General features: G+C 71.5%; 12 protein-coding genes. 7 read left to right on the top strand and 5 right to left on the bottom strand.

What is annotated here, in order from left to right:
- Positions 1–78: 78 nt before the first annotated feature.
- The gene (locus ACFYPG_RS18860; RefSeq protein ID WP_387353093.1) at positions 79–1,815 is read right to left on the bottom strand and encodes an ArnT family glycosyltransferase; all 1,737 of its coding nucleotides are present in this window, start codon (positions 1,813–1,815) and stop codon (positions 79–81) included.
- Positions 1,816–2,180: 365 nt separating this feature from the next.
- Here ACFYPG_RS18860 and pseB point away from each other — a divergent pair, with 365 nt between their 5' ends.
- From pseB to ACFYPG_RS18825, 7 genes are read left to right on the top strand one after another with little or no spacing between them, the layout of a single operon-like run.
- Positions 2,181–3,164 carry a UDP-N-acetylglucosamine 4,6-dehydratase (inverting) gene (gene pseB / locus ACFYPG_RS18855; RefSeq protein WP_366611567.1) on the top strand — a complete coding sequence of 328 codons (984 nt, stop codon included), beginning with the start codon at positions 2,181–2,183 and terminating at the stop codon, positions 3,162–3,164.
- The gene (locus tag ACFYPG_RS18850) at positions 3,161–4,318 is read left to right on the top strand and encodes a DegT/DnrJ/EryC1/StrS family aminotransferase (protein WP_387353091.1); all 1,158 of its coding nucleotides are present in this window, start codon (positions 3,161–3,163) and stop codon (positions 4,316–4,318) included. The genes pseB and ACFYPG_RS18850 overlap by 4 nt, the downstream gene beginning before the upstream one ends.
- 10 nt (positions 4,319–4,328) lie before the next feature.
- A complete protein-coding gene (locus ACFYPG_RS18845; RefSeq protein ID WP_387353089.1) occupies positions 4,329–5,177 on the top strand; it encodes a hypothetical protein in 849 nt (282 codons plus the stop codon).
- Positions 5,167–6,993, top strand: coding sequence for a class I SAM-dependent methyltransferase (locus ACFYPG_RS18840; protein ID WP_387353086.1), 1,827 nt, complete (start codon positions 5,167–5,169; stop codon positions 6,991–6,993). The genes ACFYPG_RS18845 and ACFYPG_RS18840 overlap by 11 nt, the downstream gene beginning before the upstream one ends.
- A gap of 41 nt (positions 6,994–7,034) precedes the next feature.
- Positions 7,035–7,763, top strand: a complete 729-nt coding sequence (locus ACFYPG_RS18835; protein WP_387353439.1) for a cytidylyltransferase domain-containing protein — start codon at positions 7,035–7,037, stop codon at positions 7,761–7,763.
- The gene (locus tag ACFYPG_RS18830; RefSeq protein WP_387353438.1) at positions 7,760–8,863 is read left to right on the top strand and encodes a PseG/SpsG family protein; all 1,104 of its coding nucleotides are present in this window, start codon (positions 7,760–7,762) and stop codon (positions 8,861–8,863) included. Before ACFYPG_RS18835 ends, ACFYPG_RS18830 begins: the two co-directional genes overlap by 4 nt.
- 34 nt (positions 8,864–8,897) lie before the next feature.
- On the top strand, positions 8,898–9,533 hold the full coding sequence (locus ACFYPG_RS18825; protein WP_387353084.1) for an alpha-ketoglutarate-dependent dioxygenase AlkB: 636 nt from the start codon (positions 8,898–8,900) through the stop codon (positions 9,531–9,533).
- Positions 9,534–9,591: 58 nt separating this feature from the next.
- Here the strand turns inward: ACFYPG_RS18825 and ACFYPG_RS18820 are convergent, their stop codons facing one another.
- From ACFYPG_RS18820 to ACFYPG_RS18805, 4 genes are all read right to left on the bottom strand, one after another.
- Entirely contained in the window at positions 9,592–12,420 is a 2,829-nt protein-coding gene (locus tag ACFYPG_RS18820) for a BTAD domain-containing putative transcriptional regulator (protein WP_387353082.1), read from the bottom strand.
- Between the two features lie 397 nt (positions 12,421–12,817).
- Positions 12,818–13,336: a TrmH family RNA methyltransferase gene (locus tag ACFYPG_RS18815; RefSeq protein WP_355006793.1), complete on the bottom strand. Its 519-nt coding sequence runs from the start codon at positions 13,334–13,336 to the stop codon at positions 12,818–12,820.
- Positions 13,337–13,676: 340 nt separating this feature from the next.
- A complete protein-coding gene (locus ACFYPG_RS18810; RefSeq protein WP_387353080.1) occupies positions 13,677–16,160 on the bottom strand; it encodes a DNA topoisomerase (ATP-hydrolyzing) subunit A in 2,484 nt (827 codons plus the stop codon).
- 92 nt (positions 16,161–16,252) lie between these two features.
- A complete protein-coding gene (locus ACFYPG_RS18805; protein ID WP_387353078.1) occupies positions 16,253–18,310 on the bottom strand; it encodes a type IIA DNA topoisomerase subunit B in 2,058 nt (685 codons plus the stop codon).
- Positions 18,311–18,490 lie beyond the last annotated feature (180 nt).

Genomic DNA, 18,490 nt, shown 5'->3' with positions numbered 1-18,490 from the left:
GATGGGAACCATTAACCGATAGTGCTCCCGGTGGACATCCGCCGTTCACGAATAGCGGTTTCCACCGGGCGCGGTGGGTCAGACGCGCCGCCAGGCGGCCCAGTGCTGCGCCGGGTTACCGCCGAGTCGAACGAAGCCGTAGGCCGCCCCGTCCCAGTCGTCGGCCTGCCCGGGTGCCCAGCGGGCGAACACGACCTGCGCCGCCGCCGGCGGCTGCTTGTCGCCGAACCACCGGACGTCGGTCCAGGTCACCTGGTGGCTGAGGTTGAACCGCAGGACGTAGTGCACACCGGTCGAGGCCCACACGCGCTCGCCGGGGCGTACGCCGACGTCGGCCACCAGGGGTGTCGGGGCGGTGCTCTCGGCGGCCGGTCGGACGATCCGTTGGTCGATCACCTGCATCGTGACGAGGTTGGCCACCACGAGGGCGCCGAGGATCGGCAGCCGCAGGCGGGGCACCCGGGCCGCGGCGACGAGCAGCACACAGCCGGCGATGCCGACCAGCGACCCGACCACCGGTCGCAACTCTCGCCAGCCCCCGGTCAACGCCACCAGGTCCGGCGCGCTGAAACCGCCGTAGCGCAGCTGGTGGCCCTGGCTGGCCACGTACGCGAGTCGGGCCGCGATCAGCGCGCCGCCACCAACCAGCAGCGCCACCGCGACCGCGACCCGGCGCAGCACCACCCGCCAGCCGGCGGTGAACAGCACCCCCACGCCGACCAGCAGCCAGAACGGCGCGAGCATCTGCACGTACCGGCCGTAGATCGCGTCCAGCGGCTTGCCGGTGATGCCGGACAGGATCACCGACGCGCCGCCGGCCACCCCGACGGTCACCACCAGTGCCACGCCCATCGTCCAGCGGGCCGCGTCGCCGTGCCGCGGACGCCACAGCTCGCGGACTGCCCCGGCCCAGGCCACCCCGGCCAGTCCGAACGTGATCACCACGAGGTACCAGAGCTGGGTGGTGACCGCGGCGCTCACCCGGACCACGCCCTGGGCGGAGGCGATCGCGTCGAGCGTGCTGCCGCCGGGAGTGCTGCCGAGCAGGTAGACCTTGCCGCCGAGGTAGCGGATGGCGGCCTCGTTGACGAGTGCCATGGCGAGCACCGGCAGCAGCGCCGCGAGCACGACGGGCGGGCTGATCCGGCGGCGGACGAACAGCAGCAGGACCAGCCCGGCGTGCACGGCCACGATCACCAGGCCGCGGGAGTGCAGCAGGTGGAACCCGCCGACGAGCAGGCCCACTGTGGCAGCGGCGAGCGGGCCGGGCCGGGTGATCCAGCGGTGCACGGCGAGCAGCCAGGCGACCACGAGCGGCGCCATCACCGCGTCGATCATGGCGACGCCCGCGTAGAAGGCGGTGGCCGGCAGGGTCGCCGCCGCGACCGCGCCGAGCAGCGCGTACGAGCGGCGCAGCTGAAACAGACGACGACCGAACAGGTACGCCAGCGGCAGCAGCGTCGAGTTCACCATCGCATTGATCAGCTGGACGACCCGGTAGCTGTCGGTGAAGTCCCGGTCCCCGAGGAACGCCGGCGAGATCAGCATCGGGTAGCCGACCCGGCGCAGCAGGTCGTTCTCGCTGCTGAAGCCCCCCGGACCGCCGGCCAACGCGCGGGCGGTGTTCAGGTAGCTGTCCTCGTCGGTGTGCGCGATGGGCAGCACCGTGTGCCGGGACCACCACATGCGCCAGGCCACGCTGAGCACCCAACCGACGACCAGCAGCAGCGGCACCAGCCACCGTCGGGCGGGCAGGCCGCTCGGCGTCCCAGCCGCCACCAGCGGCCTTTCGATCACGTCACTACCGGGTGCCATGGACGTCTCCAGAATTGCCGGCCGTACCGGGCCCGCGCGGATTCGACGGGCCCACCGCCCGGCGTCGGAGACGATCGGGGTGGCCCGCTCGCACCGAGCCGGTGTGGATGTCGGGTGAACGCCTGACCCGGCTGCGCGCCGGGCCGCCGGGTCGTTCGCGCGGTCACTGTAACGGCCCGGTCCGGCCAGGTCAGCCCGCATTCCGGGCGGTCGAAAGTGTTCGCCTGCGCGGTGTTCGGCATTCACGGGAGCAGAGGTTGCGGTTCATCCGCGAGCGCCGGGGAGTTAACCCGCCATGGCTAGCGTGTCACCCCGGTCGGCCGGCCCAGGGCCGCTCGTTCATCCACGAACACGGGAGCACCACATTGAGTGAGTTGAATGGATCGTCCATTCTGATCACCGGGGGAACTGGTTCCTTCGGCAGGACGTTCCTCCGGCACATCCTCAACGAGGCCGACCCCGCCCGCGTGGTGGTGTTCTCCCGCGACGAGCTCAAGCAGTACGAGCTGCGCCAGCAGCTCGGCGACGACCCGCGGCTGCGCTGGTTCATCGGCGACATCCGGGACCGGCACCGCCTCACCCGGGCCATGCACGGCGTCGACCACGTGGTGCACGCCGCCGCGCTGAAGCAGGTGGACACCGCGGAGTACAACCCCTCGGAGTACATCGCCACCAACATCACCGGCTCGCAGCACGTCGTCGACGCGGCGATCGAGGCCGGCGTCAAGAAGGTCATCGCGCTCTCCACCGACAAGGCGTCCAGCCCGATCAACCTGTACGGCGCGACGAAGCTGGTCGGCGACAAGCTGTTCGTCTCGGCCAACCACTACGCCGCCCAGCACCCCACCCGGTTCTCGGTTGTGCGCTACGGCAACGTGGTGGGCAGCCGCGGCTCGGTGGTCCCGCTGTTCCGCCGGCTGGCCGCCGAGGGCAAGAGCCTGCCGATCACCGACAAGCGGATGACCCGCTTCTGGATCACCCTGGACCAGGCCGTGCAGTTCGTCATGGACTCGTTCGACCAGATGCAGGGCGGCGAGCTGTTCGTACCGCGCATCCCGAGCATGCGCATCCTCGACCTGGTCGAGGCCGTGGCTCCGGACGCCACCACCCACGAGATCGGGATCCGGCCGGGCGAGAAGCTGCACGAGGAGATGATCGCGCCCGACGACAGCCGGCGGACGCTGCGCGCCGACGGCCGGTTCATCGTCCAACCGACCATCGCCACGTGGGGCTACCAGGCGCCGATCGACTGCGACCCGGTGCCGGACGGCTTCGCCTACCAGTCGGACACCAACGACGAGTGGCTCACCGTCGAGCAGTTGCGCGACATGCTCGGCATCAACGGATGACGGGGATGCTCCCGTACGGCCGGCAGTCGATCAGCGAGGACGACGTCGCAGCCGTCGCCGACGTGCTGCGCGGCGACTGGCTCACCACCGGTCCGCAGGTCGACGCCTTCGAGGCCGACCTCGCCCGGTGGACCGGCGGAGTCGGTGTCGCCGCCGTCTCCAACGGCACCGCGGCGCTGCACGTGGCGTACGCGGCGGCCGGGGTGGGGCCGGGCGACGAGGTGGTCGTCCCGCCGATGACGTTCGTGGCGACCGCCAGCAGCGCGGTCGCCCTCGGCGCGAAGATCGTGTTCGCCGACGTCGACGACGAGACGTTCTGCCTCGACCCGGCGGCGGCCGCCGCCGCGGTCACCTCGCACACGAAGGTCGTCGCCGCCGTCGACTACGCCGGCCACCCCGCCGACTACGACGCGTTACGCACGTCGATCGTGGGCAGCGACACGCTGCTGCTCGCCGACGCGGCGCACTCCATCGGCGGGACGTACCACGGTCGGCCGGTCGGTTCGCTCGCCGACCTCACCACGTTCTCGTTCTTTCCCACGAAGAACCTGACCACCGCCGAGGGTGGCGCCGTCGCGGCGCTGGACCCGGAGATCCTGAAGCGGGCCCGCCGGTTCCGTGGTGTCGGCGTGGTCCGCGACCGCGACGACCTGCGATTCCCGGAGGAGGGCGGCTGGCACCAGGAGGTGCACGAGTTCGGGCTGAACTACCGGCTGCCGGACGTGCTCTGCGCCCTGGGCCGCAGCCAACTGCGTCGGCTCGGCGAGTTCACGGCCCGCCGCAGCGCCCTGGTCGCCCGCTACGACGAGGCGCTGGCCGACCTGGACGGCGTGCTGCTGCCAAGCCGCCGGTCGTGGGCCGAGCCGGCCTGGCACCTCTACCCGATCCGGGTGCTCGACGGACGTCGCCGCGAGGTGTACGACCGGATGCGCGCCGCCGGCATCGGTGTCCAGGTCAACTACATCCCGGTGCACTGGCACCCGGCCTTCGCCGACCTGGGTTACCGGCGCGGATCCTGCCCGGTGGCCGAGTCGTTCTACTCCCAGCAGCTGTCGCTGCCGCTGTACCCGGGGCTCAGCGACGCCGACCAGGACCGCGTCGTCGACGCGCTGATCGCCGCGGTGCGCGGCGGCCCGGTGCGTCTCGCCGTCTGATGGGAACCTGATGCACCACGCCAACCACTTCTACGGCCACGCGCACGTGCTGGCCCGCTACGCCGGTCTCGGCGACCGGCACCCACCCCGGATCAACGGGTACGTGCAGCACGGCTGGAACATCGGTGACGGCCTGGCCCCCGGCCACCCGTACGCCGAAGGCACCCCCAGCCTGCTCTGGTCGGAGCAGACCCGCCGCCGGGCCTGGTCGGTGGGGCGACGCAACGTGGTGGTCATCGGCGCGCCGTTCAGCTACCTGTTGGCCATGCGACCCGAGGAACCACCGGCCGAGGAGCGACAGGGCACCATCTGGTACCCGTTCCACGGCTGGGAGGGTCAACACGTCAAGGGCGACCACCGCAAACTGATCGCCCTCATCCAGGACACCGAGCCCGGCCCGGTCACGGTCTGCCTGTACTGGCACGAGTACCGGATGCGCAACGTACGCCGGCTCTACGAGCGCGCCGGGTTCCGGGTGATCTGCCACGGCTACCGGGGACACTGGTGGAAGGACACCGATCCGGAGTTCCTCGACCGACAGCTCACCGAACTGCGCCGTCACCGACGGGTCGCATCCAATCGGCTGACCAGCGCGATCTTCTACGGCATCGCGGCCGGATGCGAGCCGGCGGTCTACGGCGACCCGATGATCCTGTCCAACGAGGACCCCACCTTCGGCGGCACCGCTCGGATCCGACGGCAGTGGCCGCAGCTGCACGGCACCACTCTCGACCTCCCCACCGCCGTCGAGATCGCCCGCGCCGAGCTGGGCACCGACCACCGCTGCACCCCCGCCGAGCTTCGCGAGCTGCTCGGTTGGGCGAACCTCCAGGAGGAAGAGGAAGACAGTGACGACTGAGACGGCACCCGCGGACCGGATCACCCTGCCGGGCGGCGAGATGCTGGCCTGGTCGGACCTGCCGCAGGAACGGTTGGCCAACGGTGGGCCGCTCGCCGCGCTGGCCGCACTGCTGGTGCCGCCCGGCGCCCGGGTCCTGGTGGCCGGTCCACACGACCCGGCACTGCTCGACCAGCTCACCCACGCCGAGGTCACCTGCCTGCTGCGCAGCCACCCGGACGCGGTGGCGCTGGCGGACCGGGCCGCCCGCGTGGTGGTGGGTGGCCCGGCCGGGCTACCCGACGACGAGACGTACGACGTGGTGATCGCGGCTGCCGGGCTGGACCCGGTGGAGTCGGTGGAGGGCACCCGCCTCGGCTGGGACGCCGTGCTGGCACGACTCGTCGCCGCGATCCGGCCGGGCGGCGCGTTGCTGCTGCGCCTGGACAACCCGCTGGGCCTGCACCGGCTCGTCGACACCAGCCCCTGGTACGCCCGCCGCGACGACTCCGCCTGGACCATCGGCGGCGTGCTGGACCGCGCCCACCCGGCCAACCGGGACCAACTGCGCGAGCGGCTGGGCGCGGCGGGGCTGCGGCCGGCCGCGTGCTGGGCCGCGTACCCCGATGTCAGCACCCCGACGGCGCTGCTGGACGCCGACCACCTCGACCGGGACGCGGGCTCCGGCCTGTTCGACGCGGTGCTGCATGGCGCCTGCGCCGGCGGTTTCACCAGCGCCACAGTGCTGCAGGACCCGGCCCGGCTCGCGGTGGACGCCCTGCACGCCGGGCGTGCCGCCGACCTCGCACCGGGCTGGCTGACCCTCGCCCACCGGCCCGCCGAACCCACGGACCCGGCCACGCCGGTCGTCGAGGCGGACCTGCCGGTGGCTCTCGTGCAGACCGGTCGCCCCGGCATCGGCGTGCTGGAGGTGCTGCACGGCCCGTCCGGTTGGCGCTGGGGGCTCATCCCGGCCACCAACGCGACGACGCCGGCCGCCGCGCCGTTCGCCAGCCGCGAGGCCGCCTACCGCGACGCCGACGCGTTGTCCGGACCGGTGCCGTCCGGCCGGCTGCTGCGTACCCTGCTGCTCGACGCCTCGCTGCGCCGCGACCTGGCCACCCTGCGCACGCTGCTGCACGGGTACGCGGGCTGGCTCGCCGGCCAGGCCGACGCCGACGGCCGGATCGCCGGAGCGGCGGCGCTGGCCGGCACCGACAACGTGGTGGTCGACGGCGAGCGGTACGCGGTGCTCGACCCCAGCTGGCGGGCCACCGCTGCGTTGCCCGCCGACGTGGTGCTCGCCCGCGGGCTGTGGCGCTTCACCGCGAGCCTGCTCACCGGCGGGTACGCCCACCCATGGTCGTCCACTCTCGACGTCGCGGGCCTGACCGTGGTGCTCGGCGGACTCGCCGGCCACGACCTCGACCGCGCGACAGTCAGCGAGGCGATCGACGCCGAGGCGGCCATCGCCGCCGCGCTGCACGGGCTGGACGCCGACGGCACTGTCGGCCTCGCCACCGAACTGCACGCCGTCACGCCGACCGACGCGCCGCTCGGCGGGCACAGCTACCAGCAGCTACGCGAGGCGTGGCTGCGCCAGCGCGAGGAACTCACCCGGTTGGCGGCGCTGGCCGCGTGGACCGAGGAGTTGCTCACCTCGCGGGAACGGGCGCTGCGCCGGGCCGAGACGACGATCAGCCTGCTCAGCGGGTCGATCAGCTACCGGGTGGGCCGGCTCGCCATCACCCCGGCCCGGCTGGCCAAACGGGGTGCCCGCGCCGCCAAACGCCGGGCCACCGCGGTGCTCGCCCCCAAGCAGGAGGAGCAGCAGTGACCGGCGTACCGGTGCCCGAGGCCTCCACGGACGACGCGGGGCTGCGGATCGTCGGCATCGTGCAGGCTCGGATGGGTTCGTCCCGGCTGCCCGGCAAGGTGCTCCGCCCGCTCGCCGGACGCTCAGTGCTGGGCCGGGTCGTACGCGCCGCCTCCGACAGCGGCGTCCTGGCCGACCTGGTCGTTGCCACCAGCACCGACGCGGTCGACGACGCGGTGGCCGCCGAGTGCGCGCGGCTCGACGTGCCGTGCCACCGCGGGCCGGTCGACGACGTGCTCGACCGCTTCGTGGGCGCCCTCGCGGCGCACCCGGGAGACGCCGTCATGCGGTTCACCGCCGACTGCCCCCTGCTCGACCCGGAGATCATCACCCTGGTCGCATCGGTGTACCGGGCGGTCCCCGGGCTGGACTACGCCAGCACGTCCATCGCCCGGACCCTGCCCCGAGGGCTCGACGTCGAGATCATCCGAGCGGAGACGCTGCGCACCCTGGGCCGGCTCGCCACCGACCACCACCGGGTGCACGTCACCTCGTACGCGTACACCCATCCGGAGCTGTTCCGGGTGCTCGGGGTGACGCTCACCCCGGACCGCTCCGCGCTGCGGCTCACCCTCGACACCGAGCAGGACTGGGCGCTGGTCAGCGCGATCATCGACCACTTCGGTGACGTCAGCGTGCCGCTGGCCAAGCTCGCCGACTGGCTCGACGGCCAGCCTCGGCTGCGCGCGCTCAACGCCGACGTACGACAGAAGCACCTGGAGGAATCCTGAGCACCCTGAGGGTCGGGTTGCGCTGCGACGCCGGGCCACGACGCGGCGTCGGCCACCTCGTCCGCTGCCTGGCGCTCGCCGAGGAGTTCCTCGCCCGGGGCGCCGACGTCAGCGTGTTCGGCACCGTCGAACGGCTCGACTGGGCAACCGCGGAGCTGGCCGCGCGGGGCATCCCGCTACTCCCCGGCCCGGAGTCGGCGGCCGACCTGGTCGAGGCGGCCCGCCGACACCACCTGGACGTGCTGGTCCTCGACTCCTACGAACTGGACCCGGCCGGAGCCGGCGCCGTGCGCGCCGCCGGCGTCCACACCCTCGCCATCATCGACGGCGACAGCCGAGGCCAGGTCGCGGACCTCTACCTCGACCAGAACTTCGGAGCGGAGCTGCCCCGCTTGAGTTCCGGGGCGGACCTGCCCGAGCTGGGGTCCACCGCGGCGCTGCCCGGCCGGCTGCTCGCCGGGAGCGGGTACGCCCTGCTGCGGGACACCGTGATCAGCGCCCGGCCGCCGGTCGCCCCGCCCGCCACGGCGGTCAGCCGCCCCCGGGTGCTGGCCTTCTTCGGCGGCACCGACGCGGTCGGCGCGGCACCGGTCCTGACCCGGGTGCTGGCGGCCACCGGTCACCCGATGGACCTCACTGTCATCGTCGGCCGACCCGAGATCGAGGCGGAGGTCGACGATGTCGCCCCCGGCCGGGGGCAGACCATCCGAGCGGTCCCGCCCACCACCTCGCTGCCGGCACTGATCACCGAAGCCGACCTGGTGGTGAGCGCCGCCGGCACGTCCACCTGGGAACTCTGCTGCCTCGGCGCACCCAGCGCACTGGTCTGCGTGGTCGACAACCAACGTGAGTCCTACACCCGGGTGGTCCGTCACGGCCTGGCCGCCGGCCTCGGCGAGCTGCCGGAACTGACCGCGAGTGGCGTCGCCGGACGAGCCGCTCGCGCGACGGCGGCGCGGACCCTGCACGGGCTGCTCAGCTCGCCGCAGCGGCGCGCGACGCTCGCCGCGCGCGCCTGGTCCACCGTCGACGGCCAGGGCCGGGCGCGGGTGGTGGACGCGGTGTTCGACGCCGTACGCGTCGACGCCAGACGCTACTAGCACGGGTGTACGAAAGTGCTGCTAGGGTGGCCATATGACGCAGGCCGCCTACCAGCCGTCGATGCTCGACCTTGCCGACGCCGGGCCGACCCTGGGGCCACTGCCCGGCCAGATCCGCCGGCACCAGCTCAGCCGCGGTGCCTGGGTCGACCACCTCCCCGGCTGGGTGCGCGGCTCCGACACCGTCCTCGACACCCTGCTCACCGAGGTGCCCTGGCGTGCCGAACGACGCACCATGTATGACGCCGAGGTCGACGTGCCCCGCCTGCTCTGCTGGTACGACGGCGCGAGGCAGCTCCCCCACCGCGTCCTCACCTCCGCACGGGCCGCACTCACCGAGCACTACGCGCCCGAGCTGGGCGAGCCCTTCGTCACCGCCGGCATGTGCCTCTACCGGTCCGGGCGCGACAGCGTGGCCTGGCACGGCGACACCATCGGTCGCTCGGCGCATACCGACACCGTCGTCGCGATCGTCTCCTTCGGATCACCCCGACCGCTGCTCTTACGCCCACGCGGCGGCGGCGAGAGCCTGCGCTTCCCGGTGGGCCACGGCGACCTGATCGTCATGGGTGGCTCCTGCCAACGCACCTGGGAACACGCCATCCCCAAGACCACCCGCCCGGTGGGCCCCCGGGTGAGCGTCCAGTTCCGCCCCCACAACGTCGCCTGACCTCGGAGCGCACTAAGGCCTGTTTCATAAGGGCGGTCGAGCCGAGGCCGGCCAGTTCTTATGAAACAGGCCTCAAGGACGGAACCAGACGTTCAAGGCGGCTGCGGACCTCCTCGGCTGCGGGGTCGCCCACGTCCTCGTAGATCCGCGCGGCCAGCCGCCAAGCGGCAGCGGCGGCGTCGCGATCGCCCATCCCTTCGCGGGTGTCGCCGAGCCGGATGAGGGTCTCCGCCTCGTGATACCGGTCCGCGGAGTCGCGAAAGAGTTCGATCGCCTGCTCGTAGCAGTTGGCCGCGCGGTCGCGTTCACCCAGGCGGTCGTAGGCGAAGCCGAGGCTGTCGAGCGTCGCAGCCTGACCATTGCGGTCGTCGGTCCGTCGTTGCTGGTCGAGGGCCTCGGTGCAGCTGGCGATGGCCTGGACGTAATCGCCTGTGCTGGCGAGCAGCCAACCGAGCGCGTTGAGCGTCCGGGCTTCGCCCGCGTGATTGCCGACCAGCCGGTAGAGCCGCAGCGCCTCGCGACCGTGTGCGAGCGCCTCGTCGAGCCGGCCGTCCAGGTAGCAGAGTTCGCAGTAGTTGTGCAGCGTCTGGGCCTGGCCGATCGGGTCGCCGAGACGTTCGTGCAGGTCGAGCGCACGCTTGAGCCGGTACTCGGCCATGGTGCGGTCGCCCAGTCGGGTCAGCGCGCGGGAGAGCAGCCGGTTGGCGACGGCCTGACCGGCGAGGTCGTCGATCTTCTCGGCGGCCCTCAGGGCGACACTCTGGCTGTCGAGTTGGTCCTGCCAGAGACCGCGCGGTGCCGCGAAGGTGGTCAGCGCCCAGGCGATCTGCCAGGCGTACGCCTCGAAGCCGTTCTCGGCGGCCTGCCGGACCACGCGGAGCAGCACCCGATGCTCCGCCGTGAACCAGGCGAGCGCGCCGTCGTGGTCGGTCACCGGCTGCCGGGCGGGTACCGGCAGCGGTGCCACCGGCTGGATCGGGGGCCACTGCGGCTGGAGCAGCAGGGCGGCTGGATAGGCGGCGTGCAAATAGTGGTCGTACAGGCGCTGTCGGGCCGCGACGTGTTCGTCCCCGCGCTCCGACGACTGTGCGAGCTCGGCCGCATAGGCGCGCAGAAGATCATGGAAGGCGAACCGGCCGGGCGCGTGCTCAGCCAGCAGATGGAGCCGGGTCAGTTCCCGCAGGATCGGTGTGATCGCAGCAGCCGAAACACCGGCGAGCGCCGAGGCCGCGGCGGTGGTCAGGTCCGGGCCCGGATGCAGCCCCAGCAGGGTGAACAGCCGCGCCGCGTCCGCCCCCAGGGCCAGGAACGACCACGAGAAGACGCGCCGGACGTCACCGTCGGCCAACGCGTCAAGCGTCGCCTCGGCCGAGTGCAGTTCGGCGGCGATCGCACCGAGCGGGAACGTGGGATGGGTCGCGACACGCGCCGCCACGATCGACAGTGCCAGCGGAAGCCGGCCCGCAGCCTCGATGATGTCGGCCACCGCCACCGACTCGGAGGCGAGCCGGCTGACCCCGAGACGTCTGGCGAGCAGGCTCCTCGACTCCTCCGCCGTGAGCACGTCCAGTGTCAACGGCGTGGCACACTCGGCGGCGATCAGGCCGCCGAGACGATCACGGCTGGTGACCACGACCATACAGCTGCCCGCACCGGGCAGCAGGGCGTGCACCTGGGCGGAGTCGCGAGCGTTGTCCAGCACCAGGAGCATCCGACGCGAAGCCAGAAGGCTGCGGTAGAGACCGGTCCGAGCCTCCATGTCGGAAGGTATCCGGGCGGGCTGCACGCCGAGCGCTTCGAGGAAGCCGGACAGAGCGTCGGATGGGGACACCGCGCCGGCTTCGTCGTAGCCGCGAAGGTTCACATAGAGCTGACCGTCCGGAAAGCGGTCGGCAACCCGGTGCGCCCAGTGCAACGCCAGGGCCGTCTTGCCGACTCCGGCCATGCCGGACACCACGGAGATGGCCACGCTCGTCGGCCCCTCAGCCCCGCCGTGCAGAAGCCCGTCGAGGCCCGCCAACTCGACGCTGCGTCCGACGAACTCCGGCACCGCACGCGGCAGTTGCTCGGGGCGCTGAATGAGCGGCCCCCCTGTCGTCTCCGGCGCCGGCCGGTCCGGCCCCGTTTGCGGTTGCGCCGTCAGGCTCGGGCGGTGATGCAGGATGTCGTCGTACAGCCTGACGAGCTCGGGCGCGGGGTCGAGGCCGGTCTCCTCCGCGAGCCTCTGTCTTGCCTGCCGGAAAGCATCAAGTGCGCCGGCTACGTCTCCGCTGCGGTACAGGCCCACCATCAGCTGACCCCATGCCCGCTGCCGCAACGGATGCCGGTCGAGCAGGCCGCGCAACCGGTGCACGACGTCGGCCGACGCGCCGCGGGCCAGCATGGCCTCGGCGTAGTCCTCCTCGACGAGCAGCCGACGCTCCTCCAACTGCGCCACCCGCCGAGCCAGCGCCGAGCGCAGCGGCAGGTCGGACAGCGGAACACCACGCCACAGGCGCATTGCGGCCGAGAGTTCGGCCTCAGCCCGGTCCAGATCGGACGCGGCGAGCGCCTCGCGGCCCCGCGCCGCCGCATCGTCGAACAGGTCCAGGTCCCGTTCGCCTGGGCCCACACGCAGCAGGTAGCCGCCTGCCGCAGCGGTTATCCCATCCCAGTTCGCTCCATCACCCAGCGACCGCCGCAACCCGCGCACATAGGTACGCAGATTCGCGGCGGCCGACGCCGGCTCGTCGTCGCCCCACAGCATCGCGGCCAACTCGTTGGTGCCGACGACCTCATTCGGGCGCAGCAGCAGGGTCGCCAGCAGGAGACGCTGCTTCACCGAGCCCAGTGGAACCGACCGGTCGTCGCGGTACACCCGGAACGGGCCAAGGAGTTCGAAACGCAACCAGGCACCTCACATGTGGGCACAGCCGTGTACCGCAGCGCGAACAACACCCGGACATCGCGGGCGAGTAAATGATCTATGCGTTAGTTGTGCGGCGGTTGTACCGGCCCCACCGTACCTTCTCCACGGGGGACCCTGGCGCGGTGAGGACGGTCCTACCGTCCTCACCGCCCCATCCACAACCACCGATCGCCGGGACTGGTCGCCGCGTCCTCAAGAAAGCAAACAGGCCCTGAGGCCTGTTTCATAAGGGCAGTCGAGCCGAGGCGGAGTCCGGGCGGCGATCCGGCAAGGCGCGGTTGTGTCCGGATACCGGTGTCGTATCCGGACGCAACCGCAACGCCGCCGGTCGTCGTCCGGGCCCGCCGCAGGCCGGCCAGTTCTTATGAAACAGGCCTCAAAGGAGGCCGGCTAGTTTGTAGAGGACCAGGGAGCCGGCGACGGCGACGTTCAGGCTGTGGCCGTGGCCGACCATGGGAATCTCCACCGCCGCGTCCAGCTGGTCGAGCGCCTCGGGCGGGATGCCCGTCGCCTCGTGGCCCAACAGCACCACGGTACGGCTCCGAGCGGCGGGCAGATCACCGAGCCGGACGGCCTCGTCGGCCAACTCCACCCCGAGGACCCGGGCGCCGGCGGCCCGTTCGGCGGCCAGCCAGCGCAGCGGACTGCCGACCCGGTGAACGCAGCCGGGCTGGCGAAGCGTGTTGCCCCGGGCGACGGCCTCGTCCACCCAACGGAACGGCGGCACGGCGAGGCAGGCGCCGACCGCGTCACACGTACGCAACAGGGTGCCCAGGTTCGCGCCGTGCAGCGGCCAGAGTGGCGCGGCGATCAGGTGGCCCCAACAGCGGTGTGGCCGGGGACGGCGGGCGGCACGTAACTCACGCCTCGGCCGGACCCGGATGGCGGCGCTCACGCCGCGCCGGCGACTCCGCCGGACAAAGAAGAAATCATGTTGAGGGGTGCTTCGCGGTGCACCCGGACCCTCACCGACAACAGAGGGACCACCATACCGCGCCGGCGGACGCCCCACTCCGCATGATCGTGCTTGATCCAGGAGCGAGTGGCATCACCTCGTCGGTGAAACCACTACTTCCTGGATCGAGCACGATCTTCGGCGGCTCGACCGTCAAGATCCGCACAGCTTCAGGGAAACTGCTGCCTGCGGTATCCGGAAGCAGCAACTTCCCCCAGGTTGTGCAGATCTTGGGGCCGGGGCACGCCCCGGAGGGCGGCGCGACAACGCGGGTGAGGGGTCAGTCGCGTTCGATCAGGTGGCCTACCACCGTTGGGCCGAGCATCACCGCGAAGCCGCTGCCGTCGCGGCGTGGGTCCGCGGCGGGCAGCTCGACCGGCTCGCCGGTGCCGGTCGCGCCGACCGGTCGCGGGCCAACCCAGGCGACGGCCACGTCCGTCTCACCCTTGAGGAAGCGGTGCGCGCGCACGCCGCCGGTCGCCCGGCCCTTTGCCGGGTACGCCTTGAACGGCGTCACCTTGACCGTCGCGCCGGTGGAGGTGACCACCATCGGCTCGCCGTGCCCCGGGTCGTCGGTGCGCACCGCGCCGAAGAACGCGACCCGCGCCCCGGCCGGCAGGTTGATCCCGGCCATACCGCCGCCCTTGAGACCCTGCGGCCGCACCAGCCCGGCGGGGAAGCGCAACAGCGAAGCCTCCGAGGTGACGAAGGTCAGCGTCTCGGTGCCGTCGGTCAGCCAGGTCGCCCCGACCACCTCGTCACCGTCGCGCAGACCGATCACCTCGAACTCGTCCGAGCGCACCGGCCACTCCGGTGAGCAGATCTTCACCGCGCCCTGTCGGGTGCCCAACGCCAGCCCCGGTGAGCCCTCCGCCTGCCCGCCGAGCGGGGCCAGGCCGACGACGGTCTCCCCCGCCGCCAACGGCACCAGCTCGGCCGCGGACATACCGCCACGCAGTGACACGGTGCCCGCCTGCTCGGGCAGCACCGGCAGCGGCAGGACGTCGACCTTGAACGCCCGACCGGCGCTGGTCAACAGCAGCACCCGACCACGGGCGGTGGAGTGCACTGTGGCGCGTACCGTGTCGTGCTTGACCCGGCCGTTGCGTCGGCGCCCCTCGGAGCTCTCCTCCGACTCGGCCGCGGTCCGGGCGACCAGCCCCGTCGCGGAGAGGATCACCTGGCACGGGTCGTCGGCGACCTCCAGCGGGCCGGCCGGCGCGGACGCGGCCAACACCTCCTTGAGGTCACCGTCGACAAGCGTCGTACGACGTTCGGTGCTGAACTGCTTGACCACGGCCGCCAGCTCGTCGGAGACGACCTTCCTGAGCACCCGCTCGTCGTCGAGGATCTTGCTCAGCTCGGCGATCTCGGAGCGCAGCCGCTCCTGCTCGGCCTCCAGCTCGATCCGGTCGAACTTGGTCAGCCGGCGCAACGGAGTGTCCAGGATGTACGTGGCCTGGATGTCGGAGAGGCCGAACCGGCTCATCAGCCCGTCCTTCGCGGCCTGCGCGTCGTCGCTGCCCCGGATCAGCCGGACCACCTCGTCGATGTCCAGCAGCGCGATCAGCAGACCGTCAACCAGGTGCAGCCGCTCCTGACGCTTGCGCCGACGGTACGAGGTGCGCCGGGTGACCACCTCGTACCGGTGGGCCAGGAAGACCTCCAGCAGCGCCTTGAGGCCCAGCGTGCGCGGCTGCCCGTCGACCAGGACCAGGTTGTTGACGCCGAACGACTGCTCCAGCGGGGTCAACCGGTAGAGGTCGGCCAGCAGCGCCTGTGGGTTGACTCCGACCTTGCACTCCACGACGAGCCGGGTGCCGCTCTCCCGGTCGGTGAGGTCCTTGACGTCCGCGATGCCGGTCAGCCGCTTGGTCTTGGTGACCTCGTTGGTGATCGCGGCGATGACCTTCTCCGCGCCGACGCCGTAGGGCAGCTCGACAACTGTGATCGCCTGACGGCCCCGGCTGCCCTCGATCGGGCCGATCTCCACCTTGCCGCGCATCCGCACCACGCCGCGGCCGGTCTCGTACGCCCGGCGCACCTCGTCCAGGCCGAGCAGCACCCCACCGGTGGGCAGGTCGGGGCCGGGAACGAACTCCATGAGTTTGTCCAGAGTGGCGTCCGGGTGGTTGATCAGCCAGCGGGCTGCGGAGACGACCTCTGCCAGGTTGTGCGGGATCATGTTGGTGGCCATCCCGACCGCGATCCCGGACGCGCCGTTGACCAGCAGGTTGGGGAAGGCCGCCGGCAGCACTGTCGGCTGGGTCAGCGACCCGTCGTAGTTGGGTTCGACGTCGACGGTGTCCTCGCCCAGCTCACCGACGAGCAGCATGGCCTCGCGGGACATCCGAGCTTCCGTGTAACGCGATGCTGCCGGTCCATCGTCTGGGGACCCAAAATTCCCGTGCCCGTCGATGAGCGGCACGTTGAGGGAGAAGTCCTGCGCGAGGCGGACCATGGCGTCGTAGATCGCCGTGTCGCCGTGCGGATGGTACTTTCCCATTGTATCCCCGACAATTCGGGCAGACTTCACATGCCCACGGTCGGGGCGGTAGCCCTGCTCGTACATCGACCAGAGGATGCGCCGGTGCACGGGCTTGAGGCCGTCGCGGGCGTCGGGCAGGGCGCGGGAGTGGATGACCGAGAACGCGTACTCCAGGTAGGAGTCGGAGACCTCGGTGACCAGCGGGTTGTCGAAGACCCGCGCGCCGGCCTGATCGAACGAGGAGAGGTCGACCTTGTTTTCCTTACGGCGTGCCATGACTCAGCTCTCCATCGGAACGGAACGGGCGCTCACGCCGTCGCGAAGCGGCGGCACGAGACACCGTCGCGCTGTATCGAAAACCCGCTCGTTCATGCGTCGATCGCATCCCGGTCGACGCGGTCGGCGGAGTCGATGAGCCAGTTGCGGCGCGGCTCGACCTTCTCGCCCATCAGCAGTTCGAGGATGCGTTCGGCGGCGTCCACGTCGTCGAGGGTGATCCGGCGGACGGCCCGGGTGGCCGGGTTCATCGTGGTGTCCCACAACTCGTCGGCGTCCATCTCACCGAGACCCTTGAACCGTGGGATGGGCGTGACGATCTGCTTGCCGGCCTTCTCCAGCTTGCGGACCGTCGTCTCCATCTCGGCCTGGGTGTAGGTGTAGACCGTCTGCGGACTGCGCCCCTTGGTGGTGATCTTGTGCAGGGGTGGCATCGCCGCGTAGAGCCGACCGGCCTCGATCAGCGGTCGCATGTACCGGGCGAACAGAGTGATCAGCAGCGTACGGATGTGGGCGCCGTCCACGTCGGCGTCGGCCATGATCAGCACACGGCCGTAGCGCAGCGCGGACAGGTCGAAGGTGCGCCCCGAGCCTGCGCCGAGAACCTGCACGATGGCCGCGCACTCGGCATTGTCCAGAACCTGCTGGAGATTGGCCTTCTGCACGTTGAGGATCTTGCCGCGGATCGGCAGCAGCGCCTGGTATTCCGAGGAACGGGCCATCCGGCTCGTGCCCAGGGCGCTGTCACCCTCGACGATGAACAGCTCGCTGCGATCGATGCCGGTGGCCCGGCAGTCGACGAGCTTCGGCGGCATGGACGCGCCCTCCAGGGCGGTCTTGCGCCGGGCGGCGTCCTTCTGCTGCTTCTGGGTGAGCCGCACCCGGGCGGCGTCGACGATCTTCTGCAGGACGGTGCGCGCCTCGGCCTTGGTGCGCCGGTCCTCCAGCCATGCCTTGATGTGCGCGTCGACCAGGGACTGGAGAACCTTGGTGATGCCGGTGGTGGAAAGCTCGTCCTTGGTCTGCGAGGTGAACTGCGGCTCCGGGATCCGCACGTGCACCACCGCCGTCATCCCCTCCAGGACGTCGTCCAGGGTGGGCGGCTCCTCCTTGGCCTTGAGCAGTCCGCGGGTGTTGCGGATCGCGTCGGCGAGCGCGCGGACGAGGGCCCGCTCGAAACCCTTGCGGTGGGTGCCACCGTGCGCGTTACGGATGGTGTTGGTGAAGCACTCGACGGTGCGCTCGTAACCGGTGCCCCACCGGAACGCCACCTCGACCTCGGCGCGCCGCTGCACGTTGGACTGCATGACGCCGTTGGCGTCGGCGGCGTTCTCCCGGTAGGTGCCCTCGCCGTTGACCAGCAGGGTGCCGGAGACCGGCCGGTCGCCGGCCGGGGCGAGGAACTCCACCATGTCGCTGAGCCCGTTGGGGTAGTGGAACCGCTCCTCGGCGGGCGCCTCACCGGTCAGGTCGCGGAGCAGGTAGGTCACGCCGGGGACCAGGAAAGCGGTGTTGCGCAGCTTCATCCGGACGGCGTCGACGTCGAGCGCGGCGCCGGTCTCGAAGTAGCGGGCGTCGTGCCACCAGCGGATCGAGGTGCCGGTGCGCTGGCCGCGCTTCATGGCCCCGGCCACCTGGAGCCCGGGGCCGGCGGCGAAGGGGGCGTCCGGCCCGTCGCCGTCGAAGATGCCCGGGACGCCGTGTCGGAACGACATCGCGTGGATCTTGCCGGCCCGGCGGACGGTCACGTCGAAGCGACGGGACAGCGCGTTGACGGCCGACGCGCCGACGCCGTGCAGACCTCCGGAGGTCTTGTAGCCGGAGCCGCCGAACTTGCCGCCGGCGTGCAACCGGGTCAGCACGAGCTCGACGCCGGAGATGCCGGACTTGGCGTGCACGTCGGTGGGGATGCCCCGGCCGTCGTCGTCGACCTGCACCGAGCCGTCGGCGTGAAGGATCACCTCGACGTGGCTGGCGTGACCGGCGACACCCTCGTCGGTGGAGTTGTCGAGGATCTCGTTGACGAGGTGACCCACGCCACGGCTGTCGGTGGAACCGATGTACATGCCGGGCCGCTTGCGGACAGCGTCCAGCCCCTCAAGGTGGGTGAGGTCATCGGCCCCGTACAGGGTGTCTGGCTCTGCGGTCAACTGGTCGTACTCCCCGGTCTCGGCGGTGTGCTGCCTGTCACCGGCGACATCAGCCGGCGTGGCGCGCCGCAGCGAGCCTAGCCCGAGGCTAGGACAACCACCGGAGGACCTACGCGACCCGCCGCGCGTGGCCGTCCGGACGTGAGCCAACGAACAGCGTTCGGGTGATCATGAAACCAC

Source organism: Micromonospora sp. NPDC005553 (assembly GCF_042871765.1).
GTDB lineage: Bacteria > Actinomycetota > Actinomycetes > Mycobacteriales > Micromonosporaceae > Micromonospora.
This window is presented reverse-complemented; position numbering and strand designations above follow the sequence as displayed.

What these genes read in the sequence shown, in the direction of transcription:
- ACFYPG_RS18850 (WP_387353091.1), top strand. Translation starts at nt 3,161, where the DNA reads ATGACGGGGATGCTCCCGTACGGCCGGCAGTCGATCAGCGAGGACGAC.
- ACFYPG_RS18845 (WP_387353089.1), top strand. Translation starts at nt 4,329, where the DNA reads ATGCACCACGCCAACCACTTCTACGGCCACGCGCACGTGCTGGCCCGC.
- ACFYPG_RS18825 (WP_387353084.1), top strand. Translation starts at nt 8,898, where the DNA reads ATGACGCAGGCCGCCTACCAGCCGTCGATGCTCGACCTTGCCGACGCC.
- ACFYPG_RS18810 (WP_387353080.1), bottom strand. Translation starts at nt 16,160, where the DNA reads ATGGCACGCCGTAAGGAAAACAAGGTCGACCTCTCCTCGTTCGATCAG.
- ACFYPG_RS18860 (WP_387353093.1), bottom strand. Translation starts at nt 1,815, where the DNA reads ATGGCACCCGGTAGTGACGTGATCGAAAGGCCGCTGGTGGCGGCTGGG.